This window comes from Humibacillus xanthopallidus (assembly GCF_006717145.1).
Classification (GTDB): Bacteria; Actinomycetota; Actinomycetes; order Actinomycetales; family Dermatophilaceae; genus Humibacillus; species Humibacillus xanthopallidus.
The window spans coordinates 456,644-476,521 of sequence record NZ_VFQF01000001.1 but is presented as its reverse complement, the minus strand read 5'-3'; the positions used below and the strand labels follow the sequence as shown (position 1 = coordinate 476,521).

General features: G+C 71.7%; 20 protein-coding genes. 3 read left to right on the top strand and 17 right to left on the bottom strand.

What is annotated here, in order from left to right; translation table 11 throughout:
* Positions 1 to 138 precede the first annotated feature (138 nt).
* Entirely contained in the window at positions 139 to 1,656 is a 1,518-nt protein-coding gene (hflX, locus tag FHX52_RS02135; RefSeq protein ID WP_141819499.1) for a GTPase HflX, read from the bottom strand.
* Positions 1,657 to 1,729: 73 nt separating this feature from the next.
* Here hflX and FHX52_RS02130 point away from each other — a divergent pair, with 73 nt between their 5' ends.
* Positions 1,730 to 2,341, top strand: coding sequence for a class I SAM-dependent methyltransferase (locus FHX52_RS02130; protein ID WP_141819497.1), 612 nt, complete (start codon positions 1,730 to 1,732; stop codon positions 2,339 to 2,341).
* Between the two features lie 250 nt (positions 2,342 to 2,591).
* Here the strand turns inward: FHX52_RS02130 and dapF are convergent, their stop codons facing one another.
* The 6 genes from dapF to miaB all read right to left on the bottom strand — a co-directional run bounded on the left by dapF (position 2,592) and on the right by miaB (position 8,898).
* On the bottom strand, positions 2,592 to 3,443 hold the full coding sequence (dapF, locus tag FHX52_RS02125) for a diaminopimelate epimerase (RefSeq protein WP_141819495.1): 852 nt from the start codon (positions 3,441 to 3,443) through the stop codon (positions 2,592 to 2,594).
* The gene (locus FHX52_RS02120; RefSeq protein ID WP_141819493.1) at positions 3,440 to 5,206 is read right to left on the bottom strand and encodes a SulP family inorganic anion transporter; all 1,767 of its coding nucleotides are present in this window, start codon (positions 5,204 to 5,206) and stop codon (positions 3,440 to 3,442) included. Before FHX52_RS02120 ends, dapF begins: the two co-directional genes overlap by 4 nt.
* Positions 5,203 to 5,538 (bottom strand): ArsR/SmtB family transcription factor, encoded by a 336-nt coding sequence (locus FHX52_RS02115; protein ID WP_141819491.1) that lies wholly within the window; start codon positions 5,536 to 5,538, stop codon positions 5,203 to 5,205. The genes FHX52_RS02120 and FHX52_RS02115 overlap by 4 nt, the downstream gene beginning before the upstream one ends.
* A 111-nt stretch (positions 5,539 to 5,649) precedes the next feature.
* Entirely contained in the window at positions 5,650 to 6,624 is a 975-nt protein-coding gene (gene miaA, locus FHX52_RS02110) for a tRNA (adenosine(37)-N6)-dimethylallyltransferase MiaA (protein ID WP_246069572.1), read from the bottom strand.
* On the bottom strand, positions 6,621 to 7,250 hold the full coding sequence (gene def / locus FHX52_RS02105) for a peptide deformylase (protein ID WP_141819489.1): 630 nt from the start codon (positions 7,248 to 7,250) through the stop codon (positions 6,621 to 6,623). The genes miaA and def overlap by 4 nt, the downstream gene beginning before the upstream one ends.
* 43 nt (positions 7,251 to 7,293) lie before the next feature.
* Positions 7,294 to 8,898 (bottom strand): tRNA (N6-isopentenyl adenosine(37)-C2)-methylthiotransferase MiaB, encoded by a 1,605-nt coding sequence (gene miaB, locus FHX52_RS02100; RefSeq protein WP_221630438.1) that lies wholly within the window; start codon positions 8,896 to 8,898, stop codon positions 7,294 to 7,296.
* 176 nt (positions 8,899 to 9,074) lie between these two features.
* Here miaB and FHX52_RS02095 point away from each other — a divergent pair, with 176 nt between their 5' ends.
* Positions 9,075 to 9,680 carry a YceI family protein gene (locus FHX52_RS02095; RefSeq protein WP_141819487.1) on the top strand — a complete coding sequence of 202 codons (606 nt, stop codon included), beginning with the start codon at positions 9,075 to 9,077 and terminating at the stop codon, positions 9,678 to 9,680.
* Positions 9,681 to 9,795: 115 nt separating this feature from the next.
* On the opposite strand, the gene FHX52_RS24210 is transcribed toward FHX52_RS02095, so the two are convergent.
* The 4 genes from FHX52_RS24210 to FHX52_RS02075 form a co-directional block, all read right to left on the bottom strand.
* Entirely contained in the window at positions 9,796 to 10,494 is a 699-nt protein-coding gene (locus FHX52_RS24210) for a regulatory protein RecX (protein ID WP_246069571.1), read from the bottom strand.
* 2 nt (positions 10,495 to 10,496) lie between these two features.
* Positions 10,497 to 11,537, bottom strand: coding sequence for a recombinase RecA (gene recA / locus FHX52_RS02085; RefSeq protein WP_246069849.1), 1,041 nt, complete (start codon positions 11,535 to 11,537; stop codon positions 10,497 to 10,499).
* A gap of 235 nt (positions 11,538 to 11,772) precedes the next feature.
* Positions 11,773 to 12,012 carry a DUF3046 domain-containing protein gene (locus FHX52_RS02080; protein WP_141819483.1) on the bottom strand — a complete coding sequence of 80 codons (240 nt, stop codon included), beginning with the start codon at positions 12,010 to 12,012 and terminating at the stop codon, positions 11,773 to 11,775.
* Positions 12,013 to 12,178: 166 nt separating this feature from the next.
* A complete protein-coding gene (locus FHX52_RS02075; protein WP_141819481.1) occupies positions 12,179 to 12,511 on the bottom strand; it encodes a DUF6221 family protein in 333 nt (110 codons plus the stop codon).
* 359 nt (positions 12,512 to 12,870) lie between these two features.
* On the opposite strand from FHX52_RS02075, the gene FHX52_RS02070 reads away from it, so the two are divergent.
* On the top strand, positions 12,871 to 14,481 hold the full coding sequence (locus FHX52_RS02070) for a DUF3352 domain-containing protein (RefSeq protein ID WP_141819479.1): 1,611 nt from the start codon (positions 12,871 to 12,873) through the stop codon (positions 14,479 to 14,481).
* A gap of 29 nt (positions 14,482 to 14,510) precedes the next feature.
* Here FHX52_RS02070 and FHX52_RS02065 read toward each other — a convergent pair whose 3' ends face one another.
* From FHX52_RS02065 to rimO, 6 genes are all read right to left on the bottom strand, one after another.
* On the bottom strand, positions 14,511 to 15,617 hold the full coding sequence (locus tag FHX52_RS02065) for a mandelate racemase/muconate lactonizing enzyme family protein (RefSeq protein ID WP_141819478.1): 1,107 nt from the start codon (positions 15,615 to 15,617) through the stop codon (positions 14,511 to 14,513).
* Complete coding sequence (locus FHX52_RS02060; RefSeq protein WP_141819477.1) at positions 15,614 to 16,480, bottom strand: serine hydrolase; 867 nt, start codon at positions 16,478 to 16,480, stop codon at positions 15,614 to 15,616. Before FHX52_RS02060 ends, FHX52_RS02065 begins: the two co-directional genes overlap by 4 nt.
* A 17-nt stretch (positions 16,481 to 16,497) precedes the next feature.
* On the bottom strand, positions 16,498 to 16,800 hold the full coding sequence (locus FHX52_RS02055) for a helix-turn-helix domain-containing protein (RefSeq protein WP_141819476.1): 303 nt from the start codon (positions 16,798 to 16,800) through the stop codon (positions 16,498 to 16,500).
* A gap of 74 nt (positions 16,801 to 16,874) precedes the next feature.
* The gene (locus FHX52_RS02050) at positions 16,875 to 17,441 is read right to left on the bottom strand and encodes a CinA family protein (protein ID WP_141819475.1); all 567 of its coding nucleotides are present in this window, start codon (positions 17,439 to 17,441) and stop codon (positions 16,875 to 16,877) included.
* 3 nt (positions 17,442 to 17,444) lie between these two features.
* Positions 17,445 to 18,362, bottom strand: coding sequence for a CDP-diacylglycerol--glycerol-3-phosphate 3-phosphatidyltransferase (gene pgsA, locus FHX52_RS02045; RefSeq protein ID WP_342777887.1), 918 nt, complete (start codon positions 18,360 to 18,362; stop codon positions 17,445 to 17,447).
* The gene (gene rimO, locus FHX52_RS02040) at positions 18,359 to 19,864 is read right to left on the bottom strand and encodes a 30S ribosomal protein S12 methylthiotransferase RimO (protein ID WP_141819474.1); all 1,506 of its coding nucleotides are present in this window, start codon (positions 19,862 to 19,864) and stop codon (positions 18,359 to 18,361) included. Before rimO ends, pgsA begins: the two co-directional genes overlap by 4 nt.
* Positions 19,865 to 19,878: the final 14 nt, after the last annotated feature.

Genomic DNA, 19,878 nt, shown 5'->3' with positions numbered 1-19,878 from the left:
GCGCACAACCCGGGCTGGCAACAGTCACAGCGTCTTTCGAGGTCCATGGGCTCATCCTCACCGACGTCACCGACAGCACGCTCCCGACAGGCCGAAGGGCCCCACGGTGGGGGCCCTTCGGTCTCTGCGACGCCGTGGTCAGCTGGCGACGACGGCGTATGCCGCGAGGTCGGCCTCGATGACCGGCGTCACCTTCGCGCGCAGCCGGGTCCCGTCGGCCACGTGCTCGCTCTCGAGGATCTCGCCCTCCTCGTGGATGCGCGAGATGAGGTCACCGCGGTCGTAGGGCACGAGCACGTCGATCTCGATGTCCGGCTTGGGCAGCTCGCGCGCGATGAGCTCACGCAGCTCGTCGAGCCCGGCGCCGGTGCGGGCCGACACAGTGACGCAGTGCTTCTCGTGCCGGCGCAGCCGGGCGAGGACCTCGGGGTCTGCGATGTCGGCCTTGTTGACGACGATGATCTCCTTGAGCTGATCACCGCCGACCTCGGCGAGCACCTCGCGCACCGCGGAGATCTGACCCTCGGGGTCGGGGTGCGACCCGTCGACGACGTGCAGGAGCAGGTCGGAGTCGCCGACCTCCTCGAGCGTCGAGCGGAACGCCTCGACGAGCTGGTGCGGCAGGCTCCGCACGAAGCCGACGGTGTCGGCCAGCGTGTAGACACGGCCGTCCGCGGTCTCGGTGCGACGCACGGTCGGGTCGAGGGTGGCGAAGAGCTGGTTCTCGACGAGCACACCGGCGCCGGTGAGGCGGTTGAGCAGAGAGCTCTTGCCGGCGTTGGTGTAGCCGGCGATGGCGACGGAGGGCACTCCTCCCGCGTGACGCGAGTGCCGGCGTGTGTCGCGGCTCGTCTTCATGCCCTTGATGTCTCGGCGCAGCTTGGCGATCTTCGTGTTGATGCGGCGGCGGTCGAGCTCGATCTTGGTCTCACCGGGTCCGCGAGAGCCGATGCCCTCACCGCCGGCGACGCGGCCACCGGCCTGTCGCGACATCGACTCACCCCAGCCACGCAGGCGCGGGAGGAGGTACTGAAGCTGGGCCAGCTCGACCTGGGCGCGGCCCTCGCGGCTCTTCGCGTGCTGGGCGAAGATGTCGAGGATCAGGGCGGTGCGGTCGATGACCTTCACCTTGACGACGTCCTCGAGGGCACGCCGCTGGCTCGGAGCCAGCTCGCCGTCGCAGATGACGGTGTCGGCGCCCTCCTCGACGACGATGTCGCGCAGCTCGAGGGCTTTGCCCTTGCCGAGCCAGGTCGCCGGGTCGGGCTTCTGGCGACGCTGCACGACGCCTTCGAGCACGGTCGAGCCGGCGGTCTCGGCGAGGGCCGCGAGCTCACGGATGGAGTTCTCGGCGTCGTCGGCGCTGCCCTCGGTCCAGACGCCGGCGAGCACGACGCGCTCGAGGCGTAGCTGGCGGTACTCGACCTCGGTGACGTCCTCGAGCTCGGTCGACAGGCCTTGGACGCGGCGTAGGGCGGCGCGCTCCTCGCGCTCGAGCTGGTCACCGTCGTAGAGCGGCAGCAGCGTCTCGTCGAGGTCGTCGTAACCGTCGTTCGCGCCGTCGCCCAAGGCGTCGGCGCGGGTGGCGAGCAGGTCGCGCTCGCGGGTCGTGTCACGGATGTCGCTGGTGGGGCGGTTGCTGTGGTTGGTCGTCATGTTCTCCCTATGGTCCCACTCGTCCAACGCCACGAGCCACCCGTTTGTGCCCGGCCCGCTAGCGTGGGCGCCGATGAGCGAGCAGCCTGACCACTACTTCACCGCCGAGCCCGCATCGCCCGAGGAGCGCCGGCAGATCGCCGTGCGGCTCGACGGCCGGTCCGTGACCCTAACGACGGCCAAGGGGGTCTACTCCCCCGAGCGACTCGACCCCGGCACGGCCGTCCTCCTCGCCGGGGCCCCGGACCCCAGCCCCACGGGCGACCTGCTCGATCTCGGTTGCGGCTGGGGGCCGATCGCCCTGACCCTCGCGCTGCGCTCCCCCGCGGCCCGGGTCTGGGGCGTCGACGTCAACCGCCGGGCCCTCGACCTCGCGCGTGCGAACGCTGGCGAGCTGGGCGTCGAGACGATCACCTTCTGCGAGCCGGACGACGTGCCCGACGACGTGCGCTTCGCGACGATCTGGTCGAACCCGCCGATCCACGTGGGCAAGGCGGCGCTGCACGCCCTGCTCGAGCGATGGCTCCCCCGCCTCGCCGACGACGGCGTCGCCCACCTCGTCGTGCAGAAGCACCTGGGCTCCGACTCGCTGCAGACGTGGATCAACGCCCAGGACTGGGGTCTGCGGTGCACACGACTGTCGTCGGCCAAGGCCTTCCGCATCCTCGAGGTCCGCCGCGCCTGACGCCCCTTCCCCACCCCCGGTTCGAGGTGATCGCGGCACCCACGTCACTCCCGGCATCACCTTGACCCAGCCGTCGGTGCCCCCGCCGATCCCCCGGATTCGAGGTGATCGCGGCACCCACGTCACTCCCGGCATCACCTCGACCCGGCCGTCGGTGCCCCCGGTTCGAGGTGATCGCGGCACCCACGTCACTCCCGGCATCACCTCGAATCGAGGGGACTGGGGGAACTGGGGAGTCGTCGGAGGTGGGTCAGAGGGGGAAGTCGCCGTCGGCCACGAGCTCGGCCGGCCCCGCCAGCTCGACCCGCTGCCCGGCGAGCGGGGTGACCGTGAGTCGGCCACCGGGCACGTCGACGGTCCAGGGCGACAGGTCCTCGACGCCCGACCAGAAGCGGGTCGCGAGTGCTGCAGCGGCGGCGCCCGTGCCGCACGAGCGGGTCTCACCCACCCCGCGCTCGTGCACCCGCATGGCGATGTGGCCGGGGCCCTCCGCCCGCACGAACTCGACGTTGGCGCCGGCTGCCGGCTCGGGGTGCAGCTCCGGCGCCTCGGTGAGGTCGAGGTTCTCGAGGGCGATGCCCTCCGGCAGCATGACGACGGCGTGAGGGTTCCCAAGGTCGAGCGAGAGCGCAGGCACCGGCTTGCCGTGGCGCGGCTTCACCATGACGTCGAAGCCGTCGCGCCGCGCCCCCTCCTCGTCGACGAGGCGCCACGGACCCAGGTCGACGGCATACCCCTCCTCGGTGACGCGAACGGTCTTGACGCCGGCGCGCGTCGCGATGCTGAACGAGCTGCCGAAGACGAGCCCCTCACGGCGCAGGAAGGCCGCGAAGACCCGCGTGCCGTTGCCGCACATCTCGGCGAGGGAGCCGTCGGCGTTGCGGTAGTCCATGAACCACTCGGCCTCGGGCGCGAGCGCACGCACCGTGTCGTCGGTCGCGAAGCGAGTGCGCACGACGCGGATGACGCCGTCGGCACCGATGCCGGCATGCCGGTCGGCCATGCGCTGCACCTGGGCGGGGGTGAGCTCGAGCGAGCCCTCGAGGTCGGCGACGAGGATGAAGTCGTTCTCGGTGCCGTGGCCCTTGGTGAAGCGCGTCATGCCGGCCATTCTCCGGTATGCCGTCCGGCCGGGCTCGCGGGGTCCACCGCGTCGGTCTCTGGCGGGGTCGCCGACGGGTCGTGAGCGACCCGGGCGGCGTGCACGCGGGCGTGCTCGATCGCGCCGGGCGTCGTCGTGAAGAGGTGCTTCTCGTGCGCCAGACCGTCGTAGACGCCGAGCTCGCGCAGGATCCGCTCGTGCTGCGGGCGCACGCCCGAGAGCAGCACCGAGATCCCGCGCGCCTCGAGCCGCGAGATCGTGTCGGCGAGCACGGTGGCGCCCGTTGCATCGATGACGGAGACACGGGACATGCGCAGCACGACGACGCGCACGTCGCTCACCTCGGTCAGCTCGAGGAGGAAGTCGTGCGCGGCGCCGAAGAAGATCGGGCCGTCGATGCGGTAGGCGACGATGTGCTCGTCAAGCAGGGCGAGCTCCTCGTCCACGTGGTCGCTCTCGTCCAGGGGCACCTCCTCGAGCCGGGCGGAGGACGCCGCTTGGCGAAGCACGAAGAAGCCGGCCATGACGAGCCCGAGCAGCACCGCCATGACGAGGTCGAGCAGGACGGTGGCGGCAGCCGTGCCGACGAGCACGACGGCATCACCGCGCGAGGAGCGCAGAAGGGCGCCGAGGCTCGAGACCCGGACCATCTGCACCGCCGTCGCGACGAGGACTCCGGCGAGTGCCGCGGTGGGGATCATCGCCACCCAGCGCGAGGCGACGAGGACGATGACGAGGAGAACGGCCGCGTGCGTCAGGGCCGCGAGCCGGGAGGACGCACCGGATCGCACGTTGACAGCCGTGCGCGCGATGGCGGCAGTGGCGGGGATGCCGCCGAAGAGCGGCGCGGCGAGGTTGGCCAGGCCCTGCCCGACGAGCTCACGGTCGGAGTCGTGCCGCTGACCGACGCTCATGGCGTCGGACACGGTCGCCGACAGGAGGCTCTCGAGGGCGGCGAGGGCCGCGACCGCCACGGCCGGAAGCAGGAGCGAGCTGAGGTCGGACACGGCCATCGACGGGAGCGAGGGAGCCGGCAGTCCGGCGGGGACCGCGCCGATGGTGGCGATCCCGAGGCCGAGGACCGAGTTGGCGGCCGTCGCGAGCACGACGACGACAAGGGCCCACGGCACGCCGGGGCGCAGCCGCGCGAGCCCCAGCACCCCCGCCACGACGGCCGCGGCCACCGCGACGGATGGCCAGACCGGGTGCGACGCCCACACGCCGACTGCTCCCAGCGCCTGGCCGAGCACCTTCTCCCCTTCGGCGTGCACACCGAGCGCCGCGGGCACCTGCTGGAGCAGGATGATCGCAGCGATGCCGAGGGTGAAGCCCTCGACGACCGGCACGGGCACGTAGCGGATGTAGCGGCCCGCTCCGACGTAGCCGAGCGCGATGAGCACGACACCGGCCATGAGTCCGACGACGAGGACGCCGTGCGTGCCGTACGTCGCGATGATGGGCACGAGGACGACCGTCATGGCCCCGGTCGGGCCGCTGACCTGCACCCGGCTGCCGCCGAAGACCGCTGCCACGGCCCCGGCGATGACAGCCGTCACGAGCCCCGCCGTGGCCCCGAGCCCGGAGCTCACGCCGAAGCCGAGGGCGAGGGGCAGTGCGACAAGGCCGACCATGAGGCCGGCGGGCAGGTCCCTGCCGAGCCGCACCGAGGCCCAGTCGGACCGGCGCGGCGACAGGGCTCGCACCCGCCGCGCCTGGCGCACCGTCCAGGCCCGGGCGCTCTGCCTGTCGAGCTCGAGCGTCATGAGCCCGCCGTCGGGCTCAGCTCGGACTCGAGCTCACCCTGGGCGGCGATGATGCCGGAGAGGATGCGCCGTGCCGCGAGCAGCAGGTCACGCACCTCGGGCACGCTGACCGAGTAGACGACCTCACCTCCGACCCGCGTCGACGTGACGAGCGACGTGCGCCGCAGGACGGCGAGCTGCTGCGAGAGGCTGCTCGGCTCGATGTCGATGCGGTCGAGCAGCTCGTGCACGGCGTGGTCACGCTCGGAGAGCAGCTCGAGGATGCGGATGCGAGCCGGGTGCCCGAGCGTCTTGAAGAACTCTGCTTTCGCCTGGTAGAGCGGCACACTCATGAGAAGACCCTTCGATGCGGACCTGAACAGTTGCACACTTTATCAAGTCGTGAGGTGGTCGAGTCACACAGGCCCAATCAGAGTCGGCCCCCACCCGTCGGCGTCAGCCGTTCAGGAGGCGCGCAGCCCGTCGATCACGCGGAGGGCTTCGTCGAGCAACCGGGCGTGGTCGCCGTCGGTCGCGTCGAGCCAGACGATGCGGGGGTCGGGGCGGAACCACGACTCCTGGCGTCGGGCGTAGCGACGGGTCGCCTGCGCCGTGTCGGCCCTGGCCTGGGCCTCGTCCAACTCACCGTCGATCACTGCGATGGCCTGGCTGTAGCCGATGGCACGCGAGGCGGTGACGCCGGTGCGCAGACCTCGCTCGAGCAGGCCCTCGGTCTCCTGGCGCAACCCGGTCTCCCACATCGCCTCGACCCGTCTGTCGATGCGCTCGTCGAGCACTGCTCTGTCGACCCGCAAGCCGACCATGACTGCGGGAGAGACGAACTCGCGTCTGGGCATGGATGCGCTGAAAGGCCGCCCAGTGATCTCGATGACCTCGAGGGCGCGCACGACCCGGCGGACGTTGCCCGGCAGGATCTGGGCGGCCGCCTCCGGATCGCTCTCGGCGAGGCGCCGGTGCAGCTCCACACCGCCGAGGCGCTCGGCTTCGTCCTCCAGCCGCGCCCGGACCCCAGGGTCGGTGGGCGGGATGTCGAGCCGGTCCAGCGCCGCCCGGACATAGAGGCCGGAACCGCCGACGAGCACCGCCCGGTGCCCGCGGGCAGCGATGGAGACGAGGTCCGACCGGGCAGCCTGCTGGTAGGCCGCGACGGTCGCCTCCTGCGTCACGTCGAGGACGTCGAGCTGGTGGTGGGCAATGCCACGACGCTCGGCCGGCGGCAGCTTGGCGGTGCCGATGTCCATCCCCCGGTAGAGCTGCATCGCGTCGGCATTGACGATCTCGGCCCCGAGCCGCTCGGCGAGGTCGAGGGCGAGGCCGGACTTGCCGGTCGCCGTGGCTCCGACGACCGCGATGATCGGGCCGGAGCCGGCGTCGCCGGAGGGGCCCGCAGGTCGCGCCTCCGGGTCGGCTTCCGTCACCCGGCGAGCTCTCCCGCGTGGCCGTCGGCGTGCTGGACCTCAGCGACGTCCTCGTCGTGACCGAATGGGTCCTCATCGACGCCGGGCATCCACGAGTGGCCGGGCTTGCCCCAGCCGTTGCGCTTGACCGCCTTGCGCGCCTTCTTCGACTGGCGGTCGTCGAGACGGTCGACGTAGAGCGTGCCGTTGAGGTGGTCGTACTCGTGCTGCATGCACCTGGCGAACCAGCCGGTCGCGTCGAACTCCACGCGTCGCCCGTCGACGTCGAGCCCGACCACGTGAGCCCGGTCGGCGCGCTTGAGCGGGAACGCCTCACCGGGGACGGAGAGGCAGCCCTCGGTCTCCTCATCGGGGTTCGGCCGCTCCTGTGGGATGCGCGAGGTCGTCACCGTCGGGTTGATGACGTGCCCCTGCTCGGGCACCCCGTCGTCGTTGGCCATCTTCCAGATGAAGACGCGCAGGCCGACGCCGATCTGCGGGGCCGCGAGGCCGACGCCGTTCGCCGCGACGTTCGTCTCGTACATGTCGTCGACGAGGGTGCGGAGCTCGTCGTCGAAGTCGGCCACGAGGGCAGCCGCCCGGTGCAGGACGGGCTCACCGGTGATGACGATGGGGCGCACGCTCATGCGCCAAGTCAAGCATGCGGCCGCGGCCGCCTCCGAATCGCGGTCAGGGCGCCGCGCAGGCGGGTGCCGCAGGCGGCACCGTCGGGCGTCCGACCGCCGGCATGCCGAGGCTCACGGCCGGCTTGCCCGTGCCGTTCGGGGCGTCCTGGAGCGCCTCCCACGCGTCGCCCCCGGGAGTGCGCCGGACGGCATACGCGCCGCCCTGGACGCCCGAGTCGGCGACGAGGTGATGGGGCGCGCCATAGGTCACGGCGACGGTGACGGCGTCACCCGGACGCGGCACCTCGGCGCCGTCCGGAACGGCGAAGTGGACGAGCCTGTTATCGCGGGCACGGCCCGACAGGCGGCGCGTCTCGGCGTCCTTGCGCCCCTCGGACGGTGCGACGAGCACCTCGACCTCGCGGCCCTCGAGGGTGCGGTTCTCGGCCCAGCTGACCTCCTCCTGGAGGGCGATGAGCCGCTCGAAGCGCTCCTGGACGACCTCCTTGGGCACCTGCTGCTTCATCGTCGCGGCAGGCGTGCCCGGACGGATGGAGTACTGGAAGGTGAAGGCGCTCGAGAAGCGCGCGGCCCGCACGACGTCGAGGGTGCCCTGGAAGTCCTCCTCGGTCTCGCCCGGGAAGCCGACGATGATGTCGGTCGTGATCGCGGCATCCGGGATGTGCTCACGGACGGTGTCGATGATGCGCAGGAACTTCGCGCTGCGATAGGAGCGGCGCATGTCCTTCAGCACCTTGTCGGAGCCGGACTGCAGCGGCATGTGCAGGCTCGGCATGACATTGGGCGTCTCGGCCATCGCGAGGATGACGTCGTCGGTGAAGGCTGCCGGGTGGGGGCTCGTGAAGCGCACTCGCTCGAGGCCGTCGATCTCGCCGCACGCGCGGAGCAGCTTGCCGAAGGCGAGACGGTCTCCGAACTCGACGCCGTAGGTGTTGACGTTCTGGCCGAGGAGGGTGACCTCGACGACCCCCTGGGCCACGAGGGCCTCGATCTCGGCGAGGATCTCGCCCGGGCGGCGGTCCTGCTCCTTGCCGCGCAGGCTCGGCACGATGCAGAAGGTGCACGTGTTGTTGCAGCCCACCGAGATCGAGACCCAGCCGCTGTAGGCCGAGTCGCGCCGCGTGGGCAGCGTCGAGGGGAAGACCTCGAGGCTCTCGAGGATCTCGACCTCGGCACGCTTGTTGTGGGCCGCCCGGTCGAGCAGGGCCGGAAGCGAGCCGATGTTGTGGGTGCCGAAGACGACGTCGACCCACGGCGCCCGCTCGATGATCGTGCCACGGTCCTTCTGCGCCATGCAGCCGCCCACGGCGATCTGCATGTCGGGCTTCTTCAGCTTGGCCTGGCGCAGCTGGCCGAGGTTGCCGTAGAGCTTGTTGTCGGCGTTCTCGCGGACAGCGCAGGTGTTGAAGACGACGACGTCGGCGACCTCCGGCCGCTCCCCCGCGGGCAGGCCGGCGAGGTCGACGAAGCCGGCGGTCTCGAGCAGACCCGACAGCCGCTCGCTGTCGTGGACGTTCATCTGGCACCCGTGGGTGCGCACGTCGTAGGTCCGGGGAGCGGGCGGCGTCGCGGCGTCCGGAGCGGACGGGGCGGACGCTGCGAACACGGCGGACTGGGACGGACTGGGAAGGCTGGGATGCGTCGTCATGGCCCGTCAAGAGTACGGCGTCACCCCCACCCTTCCGTCCCGCGTCGCGGTCTCGACAGGCGGCGTCCAGGAATACGGGGCAGGCTTTTCTCGTTGACCCCCTCGCTTGACAATTCAACGATCAGGTGTCAGCCTGATTGTTGAAAGTTCAAATACCTACTTCCAAAGGAACCATCATGGGTCTGTTCAACCGCAGCAAGGACGAGGTCGCCACCGAGGCCACCTCCGTCGCCGTCGACGACATCACGGGCGACTACGCCATCGACCCCAGCCACACCCGCATCGGCTTCTCGGCCCGCCACGCGATGGTCACGAAGGTCCGCGGCCACTTCGACCAGTTCGAGGGCAACGCGCACGTCGACACCGCCACGCCGGCCAACTCCTCGGTCACCGTCACCATCGAGGCCGCCAGTGTCACGACCGGCAACGAGCAGCGCGACGGTCACCTCAAGACCCCCGACTTCTTCGACATCGCCAACTACCCGCAGATCACCTTCGTCTCGACGAACGTCGAGCGCGACGGCTCTGAGTGGGACATCACCGGCGACCTCACGATCAACGGCGTGACCAAGTCCGTCACGATCCCCTTCGAGGAGACCGGCTCGGCGAAGGACCCCTTCGGCAACACCCGCGTCGGCTTCGAGGGTGAGGTCACGATCGACCGCACCGAGTGGAACCTCTCCTTCAACGCCGCCCTCGAGACCGGTGGCGTCCTCGTCAGCGAGAAGGTCAAGCTCGAGTTCGACGTCTCGGCCATCGCCATCGTGCCGTCCGAGGCCTGAGCGACCGCAGCACGACGCACTCCCGGCGCCTGACGCCGACGAGACCAAAAGGGTGGGGAGCCTCGACTCCCCACCCTTTCGCGTGCCCGCCGAGGTGTGCCGACCGCACGGACGCTCAGTCGCGCTGGTGCTCCGGCGCTCCGTCGACGGCATCCCGGATGACCGGCCAGGCCACCTCGCTCGAGTAGCCCTTGCGGGCGAGCAGGCCGGCAAGCCGGCGGGTCTGCACGTCAGCAGGAAGACCGTGCAGGCTCCGCATCCGCTTCTCGACGAGCTGCTCGGCGCGCAGCCGTTCGTCGCCCGCACCCACCTGCCCGAGCGCCTCGTCGGCCACGTCCTGGTCGATGCCCTGCTTGCGCAGCTCGTGGGCCAGCGCGCGCCGCGCCAGCCCCTTGCCCGAGTGCCGGGCCCGCACCAGCATCTCCGCATAAGCCTCGTCGTCGATGAGGCCGACCTGCGTCATGCGGTCGAGGACCCGAGCCGCCACGTCGTCGTCGCACCCGCGCTGGCGCAGCTTGCGCTCGAGCTGCACCCGGCTCCGTGGAGCCATGCTCAGCTGGCGCAGCACGATGGCGCGAGCCACCGACTCCGGGTCAGCCTCGGCGCTCGCCTCAGCGGGGTCGTCCGGCGGCGGCGCGAACGGCCCCGTGCCGCGCTTCGGGGTCCGCGCTGGACCCGCCCCGGCCGCCACCACCCCCTCAGCCGCTGCGAGGGCGGCGGCGGCCCGGGTCAGTCGTTCCTCACGTTCGGCGCTCGCGGCCGCCCGGGACGCACGGTCGTCTCCGTGTCCGACTCCGCGGTCGTCACCCGTCATGGTCAGAAGTCGACGGGCACGTCCGAGACCTCGGCAGGCTGGTCGACCCGCGGCCCGACGCCGAGCTTCTCCTTGACCTTCTTCTCGATCTCGTCGGCGAGGTCGGGATTGTCCTTGAGGAAGTTGCGGGCGTTCTCCTTGCCCTGACCGAGCTGGTCGCCGTCGTAGGTGTACCAGGCGCCGGCCTTGCGGACGAAACCGTGCTCGACGCCCATGTCGATGATGCCGCCCTCGCGCGAGATGCCGTGGCCGTAGAGGATGTCGAACTCGGCCTGCTTGAAGGGCGGGGAGACCTTGTTCTTGACGACCTTGACGCGGGTGCGGTTGCCGACCGGCTCGGTGCCGTCCTTGAGGGTCTCGATGCGGCGCACGTCGAGACGCACGGACGCGTAGAACTTCAGCGCCTTGCCACCGGTCGTCGTCTCGGGCGAGCCGAACATCACGCCGATCTTCTCGCGGAGCTGGTTGATGAAGATCGCCGTCGTGCCGGTGTTGTTGAGCGCACCGGTCAGCTTGCGCAGTGCCTGGCTCATGAGCCGGGCCTGCAGGCCGACGTGGCTGTCGCCCATCTCACCCTCGATCTCGGCGCGCGGCACGAGCGCCGCCACGGAGTCGATGACGATGATGTCGATCGCGCCGGAGCGGATCAGCATGTCGGCGATCTCGAGCGCCTGCTCCCCCGTGTCGGGTTGGGAGACGAGCAGCGCGTCGGTGTCGACGCCGAGCTTCTGGGCGTAGTCGGGATCCAGCGCGTGTTCGGCGTCGATGAACGCCGCGATGCCACCAGCCTTCTGCGCGTTGGCGACCGCGTGGAGGGCCACCGTCGTCTTGCCCGAGGACTCCGGCCCGTAGATCTCGACCACCCGGCCCCGCGGCAGACCGCCGATGCCGAGCGCGACGTCGAGGGCGATCGAGCCGGTCGGGATCACCTCGATGGGTGCCCGCACGTCGTCGCCCAGACGCATCACGGCACCCTTGCCGTAGCTCTTCTCGATCTGACCCATCACCGAGGAGAGGGCCTTGTCCTTGTCCTTTTCCTGCATGGCTGCCATGTCGTGGTCACCTGTCTGCCGTCTGCGCAGTGGTCGTCTACCTTCGACCCGCGCACGGCCTCGTCGTGAGATGTGCTGTCGGGTCAGACGTTAGGTGCCTGCGCCGACATCGAGGTGTTCCACGAGACGGCCTGTGGATGATGCGAGTGATGGCCCAGGACCTGTGGACGACACTACCGAACAGGTGTTCGAGATGGAGCGGCGACACGCCGCACCCTGAAGGCGCCTAGCGGGCCGATCCGCCCTGCGCCCCCCGGGCCACCCGGTCGTCGCGCCCCAGTCGGCGATCCTGCGGCACGTCCATGTCGTCGCAGATCGCCTCCCACACCTGGCGCGGTGGCACCCCGTCGGCGATGGCCTGGAGCGCGGTGCGCTGCTGCAGCGTGCCGAGCACGTGGTCGCGAGCCAGCGACCCGGCATACGCCGGCCCGAACTCGTCGTCCATGAGGGTCCAGAAGTGGCTCATCCGCACGGGGTCCTCCTGACCTGCCTGCCGACCTGACCTGCGTGCGTCGAACGGGAGGCTCACTGCCGTCCGCGCCTCGATCCGGGCCAGCATACGCGCGCTGCGTTCTACGGCCCCGAGGCACCGGTCACGCCGGCAAGCGCCGACAGATGGAGCCGCGAGCGGGTCAGGGACGCCACTCGGCGCGGTAGTCCGGATGGTCGGCGTAGGCCGAGGCGAAGACGAGACAGGCGTACTCCGCCTCGTCCTTCATGCCGGCGCGGCGCTGGTCGGCCGTTCCGTCGTCGAGCACGCCGACGCGGTCGATGAGCCACTGCTTGGCCGCGAGGTCGGCCAGGGTGCGGTCCGGGTTCAGCGACGCGACGTAGGTGTCGACCCGACTGGCCGGGTCGGCGACGAACCACGACGGGCCCATGGCCCACTTCGCCCCCTCCGCGCGCTCACGCTCCTCCGCGATCCGTGCCGACAGGAACTCGGTCACCGTCTGGGTGTTCGGCACCCTGTCCTCCTTGATCGGTCTGCTCGGGTCGCTGGACCCGCTCGGGCATGACCCGAGCCCCCCGTGGACGCGTGGTGGATCCTCCCCCCGGAGGACCGGGATCCATCATGACCGCACGACGGGCTTTTGGGGGCGATGCGACCCCGCCGATCGCGCCGGACCAGCGGATTCGGGCGGTATGCGTGCCTGGTGCCGTCGCTCTCGGGCGTCCGGGGTCGATGGAACGACCGAAGCGATGTGCGACGTCGAAGCCTTGCCCGATCCGGCCACGCCTGTCGGTGGCCGGAGGTATCGTCCAGACCGTCACCGGTCATCCGTGAACAGTGACGGCGCACCAACCGTGCAGGGGGAGAACGACCATGACCGACCCGACTCCGGAGCACACCCCGGACCCCGCTCCTCACGCCGGCTACACGTACCCCGGCGCCCCGCCGGCACCGGCGTCGACCACCGGGGTCGGGCTCTCCGACCCGCAGGATCACCCCCCGGCGGCACGCCCCGGCCGTGGCCGCACCGGGCTCGTCATCGGCGGCGTCGCCGCGGCCCTCCTCCTCGGCGGCGGAGCGGTCTTCGCGGTGCAGCAGCTGAGCGGGGCAGGAGCCCAGCCGGCCGACGTGCTGCCGGGCGACGCGTACGGCTACGTCCGCCTCGACATCGACCCATCGGCCGGGCAGAAGATCGCCGCGGTTCGCTTCCTCGGCAAGCTCCCGCAGGTGCGCGACACCCTGACCGGCGACGACCCCCGTAGGAAGCTCTGGGACCTCGTCACGCAGGACGCCGCCGACAGCTGCGTCTCGACCTTGCGCTACGACACGGACATCGCGCCGTGGCTCGGTGAGCGCGCCGGCGTGGCCATCCGCCCCGGTGGCACCACGGACAAGCCCAACGTCGCTCTCGCCGTCCAGGTGAGCGATGAGGCCCGGGCCAAGGAGGCGCTCGGCAAGCTCTTCGCGTGCGACAAGGACGGCGCCGACATCGAGACGAAGGACGGCTATGCCCTCGTCATGCCCCCCGGCACCGGTGCCTCGACCATGGCGGCCATCGCCAAGGGCACGCTCGCGGCCAACAGCACGTTCACCGGCGACATGACCGCCCTCGGCGAGCAGGGCGTCGTCTCCGCCTGGTTCGACATGACCACCGGCGCCACGCAGCTGCAGGACCTCGGAGCGGGCGCGCTCGGCACGCCGGGCACCGCGGGCACCGCGAGACCCCCGAGCGCCACGACAGCGGGTATGCAGGGCCGGGTCGCCGCGGCCCTGCGCTTCGACCCGTCCTTCGTCGAGCTCGCGGGTGTCGTGCGGGGCGCCAAGGCCGTCAACGCCGCTCCGGGCGACACCTCCGAGCTCGTCGATCTCCCCGACGACACGGCCGCCGCCCTGCACGTCTCGGGCGCCGACCAAGCGATCGACTCGGCCTGGCCGACGCTCTCGACGCAGCTCGAGAACCTGAGCGGCATGACCGGCGGCGACGTCATCGGCGAGATCGAGAAGCAGCTCGACGTGACCCTGCCAGACGATCTCAAGGTGCTGCTCGGCCGCTCCTTCACGCTCTCGCTCCCCCAGCAGGACCTGCGCGTCGCCGACTCGTTCGTCGTCGGCGGCAAGATCGTCTCGAGCGACAGCGCGCGAGCGGGCGCCCTCGTCGACCGCCTCGACCAGACGATGGGCGGCATCCTCACCCACACCGTCGACGGCGGCACCGTCTACCTCGCCACCGACCCGGCCTACGTCGCCAGCCTGAAAAAGGGCGGCGCCCTCGGCGACACCGACACCTTCAAGGCCACACTCGGCGACGTGAGCCGCGCCAACGGCGTGCTCTTCGTCGACCTCGACCGCATCGAGAGCGCCTACCTCGGTGACCTCCAGGGCGACACGAGGGCCGTCGTCGAGTCGCTGCGCGCGGTCGGCGGGTCGACCACCGTCACCGGCCCCGGCGAGGCGTCGTTCTCGCTGCGGGTCGTCGGCAACTGATCGTCCACCCGCTGCACCAAACCCCGCACCTAGCCCGCGGTCGCCCAGCCCCTGATGCCCGAGCCAGGGTCGGACGGCATACGGATCTCGTTGGCGCTGTAGCCGATTCCGCCCTCGACGGGTGACTCGAGCGACCACCAGGCAGCGTCGAGGTCGGGGGTGCGCGTCGTCGGCTGCGCGGCCACGAGGGCAGCGGCGGCCCCGACCCCGATGTGGCTCTCCATCATCGAGCCGACGATCGTGCCCAGCCCGGCCTCCTCGGCGCGGCGAAGCAACGCGCGCCCCAGCGTCAGCGACCCGCACTTGGCGAGCTTGACGTTGACGAGATCGGCCGCGCCGAGGCGGATGATGCGCTCGAGGTCGTGGTGGCCGTAGCAGGACTCGTCGGCCATGACCGGCAGGCCGACCCGCGCGCGCACCCAGGCGAGCCCCTCGACGTCGTCGGCGACGACCGGCTGCTCGACGAACTCGACGCCGAGGTCGGCGGCCTCGAGCGCCCGGATGACCGTGACAGCCTCTTCGCGGGTCCAGCCCTGGTTGGCGTCGAGCCGGATCGCGACGCCTGGCCCGACGGCGTCGCGCACCGAGGCCACGCGCTGCACGTCGGTCGACGCGTCGGTGCCGACCTTCATCTTGAGCGTCGTGAAGCCGGCCGCGACCCGCTCCCGCGCCGTGTCGGCGAGCGCTGCCGCCGCGCCGGCCGACAGGGTGACGTCGGTCGTCAGCCGCTCCGGTATGCCGTCCGGCCGGCCTGAGAGCAGGGCGGCCACGCTCGTGCCCTCCGCCCGGGCGACGAGGTCGTGCAGCGCGGCGTCGATCGCGGCCTTGGCGCCGAAGTTGCGGGCGACGGCCCGCTGGACGGCCCCGGCGACGGCGGCGAGGTCGTCGCGGTCGTCGAGGGCGTGGCCGAGGAGCACCGGCGCGAGCATCGTCTCGATGCAGGCCGTTGCCCCCGCGAGCGACTCACCGGTGACCTGCCAGACCTGCGGGGCCTCGCCCCACCCGACCCGCCCGTCGCTGTCGGTGACCGTCACGACGACGGTGTCGGTCGTCTCGGTGCGTCGCAGCGCGGTGACGAAGGGGGTGTGCAGGCGCACCGAGACTGCTCTCGTCTCGACCCGGTCGATCGTCGTCACTGCTCCACCTCCCGGACGTCGAGTGCGTGATCGACCGCCCAGACGTCGGCCGCGACCGACGCGACGAAGGCAGCAGCCTCGTGCTCGCCGAGGTCGACCGTCGTGCAGATCGCGAGGACGAACGGGTCCTCGCCGACGGGCCGGACGAGGGCGACGTCGTGCGAGACCCCCGGGATCCAGCCCGACTTGCTCGCGGTCGGCGTGCCGCTCGGCAGCCCGGCCGGAATCTGGTCGACGTGCAGCTGCCGCGCGAGGATCTGCTCGACGGGCCCGCACACCGGCTCCCCTCCGAGCGCCGGCTCGCGGCGGGCGACGGCGGCCATGAGCAGGCCGAGGTCGGCGGCGGTGACGGTGTTCGTGATCCCAGCCTCGCGGGCGACGGCGTCCTCGATGCCGCGGCCGACGACGGTCGTCGGCGAGCACCCGGCGAGCCGCAGCACCTCGGCGACCTCGTCGCGTCCGACGACGTCGAGCAGGAGGTTGGTCGCGAGGTTGCCGGAGTGGGTGATGGCGTGCTCGGCGAGCTCGCGCAGGGTGCGGGTGCCCCCGACGGCCGCCCACGTCTCGGGGTCCTGGTCGTCGTCCTCGTCCATCGTGAAGGGCGAGCCGTCCTTGACCGACGCGAAGGCGTTTCGCACCGGGTGCGGGGCATCGAGGTCGAGCTCACCGCGGACGACGCGGCGCTGGGCGGCGATCACGAGGGGCAGCTTCATCGTCGACGCGGCGTAGTGCGGAGCGTCCGCCCGGTGACTCCAGCGGCACCGGCCGGCCAGGTCACCGAGCCATGCGGACACGGAGGCGGACGGGTCGTGCGAGGCAAGGTCGTCGAGACGGGCCTCGAGGTCGGCGAAGGAGCTGGGCACCCCAGAACGCTAGAGGATCAGGCCGCGGAGGCCGACACCACGTCGTTGCTCGGCACGGGGAGGGTGACTGTCGGGGCCAGGCCCTCGCTCTCGGCCATGCGGCTCGAGACGTCGATGAGCACCTGCGAGAGCGGCAGCTCTAGAGCCCCGCAGATCGAGGCGAGCAGCTCGGACGAGGCCTCCTTCTCACCGCGCTCGACCTCGCTGAGGTAGCCGAGGGAGACCGAGGCGGTGGCCGAGACCTCACGCAACGTGCGGCCTTGGGCCCGGCGGCGCTCGCGCAGGACGTCACCGAGCTCGCGTCGCAACAGTGTCGTCATGCCGGCCTCCTCCAGGTCCTCGTCTCAGCGGCTCGTCGTCGGATGGTGGACCAGATCGTCGGCTGATCCGGTCGTCAGGTGCTCGTGCGCGGCCCACCGTCGTCGGTGGCTGCTAGGCCTACCGTACCCCCAGCCCCTGTCGGTGGTGCAGGGGTTGTCCGCGTGGCGCCGATCTCGCGAAGGGCGAGCATCAGCACTGCGCGCACGGCACCGGACCGCACGGCTGCCCTGCCACCCTTCAACTCCAGGGCCTCGGTCGCTGTTCCCGAGGGTCCCGCTACCGCGATGTGGACGGTGCCGGAGGGCTTGCCCTCGGCCGGTCCGGGGCCGGCCACCCCCGTCGTCGACAGGCCCCACGTCGCCCCGAGCCGCGTCCGCACGCCCTCGGCCATCGCGACGGCGACGTCGGGGTGGACGGTGCCCACCCGGTCGACGAGCTCGGCCGGCACCCCGAGCAGCTCCACCTTGACACGCGCGGCATACGCGACGACGCCGCCGAGCAGCACCACCGACGCCCCCGGGGTGTCGGCGACCGTCGCGGCGACGAGTCCGGCCGTCAGCGACTCCGCGCTCGCGACCGTCTCACCGCGCTCGGTCAGCAGCTCGACGAGCCGCTCCCCCGGGTCAGCGCCGCCCGTCACGGGTCACTCTCGCCCGGGTCCCCCGCGGCCCGCGGGGTCGGCGCTGGGGTGCGGGTCGGTCTCCGAAGCAGCCGTATGCCGTTCCGCCCCGGGCGCATCGGTGCTCACGGGGGCCGTCGGCTGGATCTGCGTCGGCAGGCTCTGCGTCGGCAGGCTCTGTGACGCCGGCGGAGTGCCCGGGTCGGCGGCTGGCTTCGGGGCGTCGGCCGTAGCGCCGACTGTCGGGGCAGCGGACGGTGTCGCGGAGACCCGGGCCTCGTCGCGGGTGCGGGACTCACGGCCGGCAGCGCGCCGCTCCCGTCGCAGCCTCGTGCGCTCACTCGTCTCGCGCAGCCGGGCGGCCTTGAAGACATAGTCGACACCGCTGACGACGGTCATGACGAGAGCCGCCCCGAGCAGCACGTAGGCGACGAAGAGCCACGCGCCACCGAGCGGCAGCACCGCCAGCGGGAAGGTCAGGGCGCCGAGCGACAGGGTCTGCAACATCGTCTTCAGCTTGCCGCCACGGCCGGCCGGCATGACGCCGTGCCGGATGACGACGAAGCGCAGCACGGTGATGCCGACCTCGCGCACGAGGATGACGACCGTCACCCACCACCAGATGACCCCGAGCACGGACAGCCCGATGAAGGCGGTGCCGGTCAGGGCCTTGTCGGCGATGGGGTCGGCGACCTTGCCGAAGTTCGTGATCTCGCCCCGCTGCCGCGCGATCTTGCCGTCGATGCCGTCGGTGACGGCGGCGAGGACGAAGACCGCCCAGGCCCAGAAGCGCCACCACGGGCTCGAGCCGCCCTCCATGAAGAGCAGCACCGCGTAGACGGGCACGAGGAGGAAGCGCAGCACCGTCAGCGCGTTGGGCAGGTTCCAGTCGGTCGGACGGGGAGCCGGCCCCTCCCCCCGGTGGAAGCCACCCGCGGTCATCGCGGCTCCGCGACGAGGTCGATGCCCTCGGTGCCGACGACGACGGCGGCGACGAGGTCGCCGACCGCGGGCAGGGCTGCCCCCTCGGGCAGGTGCAGCAGGGTGACGCCGTCGACGTCCGGGCCCTGGAAGGCCGCGCGGCCCACGGGCAGTCCGTCGTCGTCGATCTCCTCGACGAGGACGACGACGTGCTCGCCGATGCGCTCCTCCGCCCGCTGGGCGTTGAGCTCCTCGACGAGGCGCGTGAAGCGGTCGAGACGGTCGGCGACGACCTCGGGAGCCAGGTGGCCGGCATACCCCTCCGCCTCGGTGCCGTCCTCGTCGGAGTAGCCGAAGACGCCGACGACGTCGAGGCGGGCCTCGGTGAGGAACGCCTCGAGCTCGTCGAGGTCGGCCTCGGTCTCGCCCGGGAAGCCGACGATGACGTTGCAGCGGACGCCGGCCTCGGGGGCGTCCGCGCGAACGCGTGCGAGCAGGTCGAGGAAGGCCTCGCGCGAGCCGAAGCGGCGCATCGAGCGCAGCAGCGGCTCTGAGGCGTGCTGGAAGGAGATGTCGTAGTAGGGCACGACACCGGGGGTGTCGGCCATCGCGCGCAGCAGGCCGGGGCGGATCTCGGCGGGCTGGAGGTAGGAGACGCGGACCCGCTCGATGCCCTCGATGGCGGTCAGCTCGGGCAGCAGCTTCTCGAGCAGACCGAGGTCGCCGAGGTCCTTGCCGTAGGACGTGGAGTTCTCGGAGACGAGGAAGAGCTCCTTGACGCCACGCTCGGCGAGCCACCGGCCCTCGGTGATGATGTCGGCCGGCCGGCGCGAGACGAAGGCCCCGCGGAACATCGGGATGGCGCAGAAGGAGCAGCGGCGGTCGCAGCCCGAGGCGATCTTGAGGGGCGCCCAGGGCCGGCCGTCGAGGCGGGCGCGGATGACGCGGGGGCCGGAGGCCGGCGTGGGCACGCTGTCGGCGCTGTCGGCCGCGTTGTCGAGCGGTTCGGTAGGGGCGGCATACGGCTGCGTGTCGCCGTGACCCGGCAGCGCGACGCCGCTGCTGCCGCCCTGGCGGTCGACGGGCGAGAGCGGCAGGAGGGTGCGACGGTCGCCCGGCGTGTGGCTGGCGACGTGCCCGCCGCCCAGGATCGTCTGGAGGTGGGTGCTCATGTCGCGGTAGGAGTCGAAGCCGAGCACGGCGTCGGCCTCGGGCAGCTGCTCCGCGAGCTGCGTGCCGTAGCGCTCGGCGAGACAGCCGACGGCGACGACCTTCTGCGTGCGGCCGCCCGCGCCCTTGAGGTCGGAGGCCTCGAGCAGCGCGTCGATGGAGTCCTTCTTGGCCTGCTCGACGAAGCCGCACGTGTTGACGACGGCGACATCCGCCTCTGCGGCGTCGTCGACGAGCCGCCAGCCCTCCGCCTGGAGCCGCCCGGCGAGCTCCTCCGAGTCGACCTCGTTGCGGGTGCACCCGAGGGTGACGAGCGCGACGCTCCGGTCGGTGCTCGGGTGGGGAGGGGTCATGCGTCCACTCTAGA